The organism is Chitinophaga sp., assembly GCF_035564935.1.
GTDB lineage: Bacteria > Bacteroidota > Bacteroidia > Chitinophagales > Chitinophagaceae > Chitinophaga.
Window position 1 is genome coordinate 1 of the sequence record NZ_DATMTE010000825.1, and the last position, 2,852, is coordinate 2,852.

General features: G+C 45.4%; 3 protein-coding genes. 2 read left to right on the forward strand and 1 reads right to left on the reverse strand.

Annotation, left to right across the window (positions count from 1 at the left end):
* Positions 1 to 305 precede the first annotated feature (305 nt).
* A complete protein-coding gene (radC, locus tag VN105_RS21455) occupies positions 306 to 1,013 on the forward strand; it encodes a RadC family protein (protein WP_325644038.1) in 708 nt (235 codons plus the stop codon).
* Between the two features lie 46 nt (positions 1,014 to 1,059).
* A complete protein-coding gene (locus VN105_RS21460; protein ID WP_325644040.1) occupies positions 1,060 to 2,046 on the forward strand; it encodes a Gfo/Idh/MocA family oxidoreductase in 987 nt (328 codons plus the stop codon).
* Between the two features lie 148 nt (positions 2,047 to 2,194).
* On the opposite strand, the gene VN105_RS21465 is transcribed toward VN105_RS21460, so the two are convergent.
* Positions 2,195 to 2,852: 2-C-methyl-D-erythritol 4-phosphate cytidylyltransferase (locus tag VN105_RS21465; RefSeq protein WP_325644042.1), on the reverse strand; the 658-nt coding region annotated here is incomplete at its 5' end.

Consider the following 2,852-nt stretch of genomic DNA (forward strand, 5'->3'; position numbering starts at 1 on the left):
GCCTGTGAAAATTTTTACTGAAGGTTGCATACTAGATACTAGTGGAAAAGAGGTTGCAAAACTAGGATTTTTTGGGTGTACCAGCCTGATTTTTTTCAAATACAAATCACATAGTTGTTAAACATCAACTATAATTATCACATTTTCATAACGTTTAAAAAGATAAGGTGGCCCGAAAAATTCCCATAACGATCGGTACCGAATATAACGATTTTATAATGATCTGCTGGTATTAGGAAAGAAAAATGTGGTTGGGGGAAAGAAGGTTCATGATAGGTTCGTATATTTGGATAAATGGAATAAATATGTTTGTTGATGTTAACCCGGCTCCCCACCTGGCTATTCGCAAATGGCCTGAAAATGAAAAGCCCAGAGAAAAACTGATCAATATTGGCCCTTCCGCTTTAAGCGACGCGGAATTACTGGCCATTCTGCTTCACACAGGACATAGAAGCAAATCAGCCCTGGAACTGGCGAAGGAAGTTTTGAGGCTGGCCGATAATAATCTTGCCGAACTGGGAAAAATAAATGTAAAAAGCCTGCAAAAGCTCCGCGGGGTGGGCTATGCAAAAGCCGTTACCGTATTGGCCGCTATGGAACTGGCCCGCAGACGACAGGCAGGCAGCATTCATAAAAAAACTGTGATCAACAGTGGTTCAGACGCAGCCTTATTTTTTAAACCCATGCTTGCAGATAAGCCTTTTGAAACATTTCATGTATTATTCCTCAGTCATGCCAATAAAGTGCTTCATTATCGCCATCTCAGTACGGGCGGCATCACCAGCACCGTAGTAGATCCCCGCATTATTTTCCGGGAAGCGCTTGATACAGGCGCCACCAAGTTATTACTCTGCCATAATCATCCTTCCGGCAGCCTCCGTCCCAGCCAGGCAGATCTCCGGATCACCAGCAGGATAAAAGATATGGGGATGCTCTTCGATATCCAGGTAATGGACCATATCATTGTGTCCGAAACGGGGTATTACAGCCTTGCGGAAGAAGGGATGATATAAATCCCGAAATGTGTTTTACTTTCGCACATATTTATTCATTTTGCATATGCTCAAAATAGGACTCTTCGGCGTAGGACATTTAGGTAAGATACACCTCTCTCAACTGGCCACTATGAAAGACGTAGAAGTAATAGGCTTCTATGATCCAAACAATGCGAATGCAGCAAGCATCTCCGAGCAATATAATATTCCACGGTATACCACTGCGGAAGAATTGATACAGTCGGTAGACGCCATTGATATTGTGGCTCCTACCACCCTGCACTTCAAATTATGTGAACTGGCCATCCGTAACGGCAAACACATATTCGTGGAAAAGCCCATGACTAACACCATGGAAGAAGCCAAAACACTGGTGAAACTGGTGGAAGAAGCAAATATCAAATTCCAGGTAGGCCATGTGGAAAGATTTAATCCTGCTTACCTCGCGCTTAAAGGCTACGACCTCAAGCCCATGTTCATTGAAGTACACCGCCTTGCAGAATTTAATCCCCGCGGTACCGATGTGAGTGTTATCCTCGATCTCATGATTCATGATATCGACATTGTGCTGAGTATCGTGAAATCTACTGTGAGCCGTATTTCTGCCAGTGGCGTGGCGGTAATGAGCGACACGCCGGATATTGCCAATGTACGTATCGAATTTGGCAATGGCTGTGTGGCCAATCTTACTTCCAGCCGTATTTCCCTGAAAAAGATGCGCAAAATGCGCCTCTTCCAGAAAGACGCTTATATAGGCATCGACTTCCTGGATAAAAAAACGGAGATCATCAAACTCAAAACACCGGAAGATGAGGGCTTATTCACCCTGGATATTGAAACCAACAGCGGCCGGAAAACAATCGCCATTGATAACCCGGAAATAAAACAGTCCAATGCGATCCGCATGGAACTGGAAATGTTCCGCGACAGCATCCTGCAAAATAAACCGGTAGCCGTTAATGCTATCGACGGGTTCCAGGCGATGGACGTAGCGCATCAGATCCTGGCTAAAATAAATAAAGGATTGTCTGAAACGGCTTCCGCTAAATAATTAATACCTGTAACAAACGCTGCTGCCAGTTCGTTTTCATATCGCAACAACCATTTATGAAACGAATCTTCTTTATACTGGCAGCGGCTATAGGGTTTAGCGAGCTTCAGTAGAAGATTTATTTCGTATGCCCATTACCGTTATACGCTTATTCCCGCTCTTTCAGTAATACGGCTGCAACGGCAAGGTCCAGCGGCCGGGTGATTTTAATATTGGATTCTTCCCCTGGCAACAAATGTACAGGGTGACCTAAACGTTCCACTACTGTAGCTTCGTCTGTAAATAACGGATCATAGGGCAATTCAAAGGCTGGCAGGATCAATTCGGAGAGGAAAGTTTGCGGTGTCTGGATAATTCTGAAACGATCGCGGTCCACAGCGGCATTACCACCGGCCGATATCTCCCGGATACTATCTTTCATTTCAATCACCGGAACAGCGCTGCCATGGGCCAGGGCGGCTTCATAACAGGTACGGATCAACGTAATGGATACCAGCGGACGCACTCCATCGTGCACAAATACCACAGAAGGTTGCTTTACCAGCTGTAACCCGTTCTTCACAGAATGGAAACGGGTATCCCCGCCTTTGGTAATAGTGATGTGCGGCAGTTTATCAAAAGCCTGCAGGAGATGGTTGGCAAAAGTAAAATGGGCTTCAGGCAGTACCAGTACAATTTCCATATCCGGAAACGCCGCAGCAAAAGCAGCAATGGTGTGGTACAATACAGGCTTACCGGATAGTTCCAGGAACTGTTTGGGAACAGCGCTCTGCATCCGGGTACCGGACCCGCCGGCAACGATGATA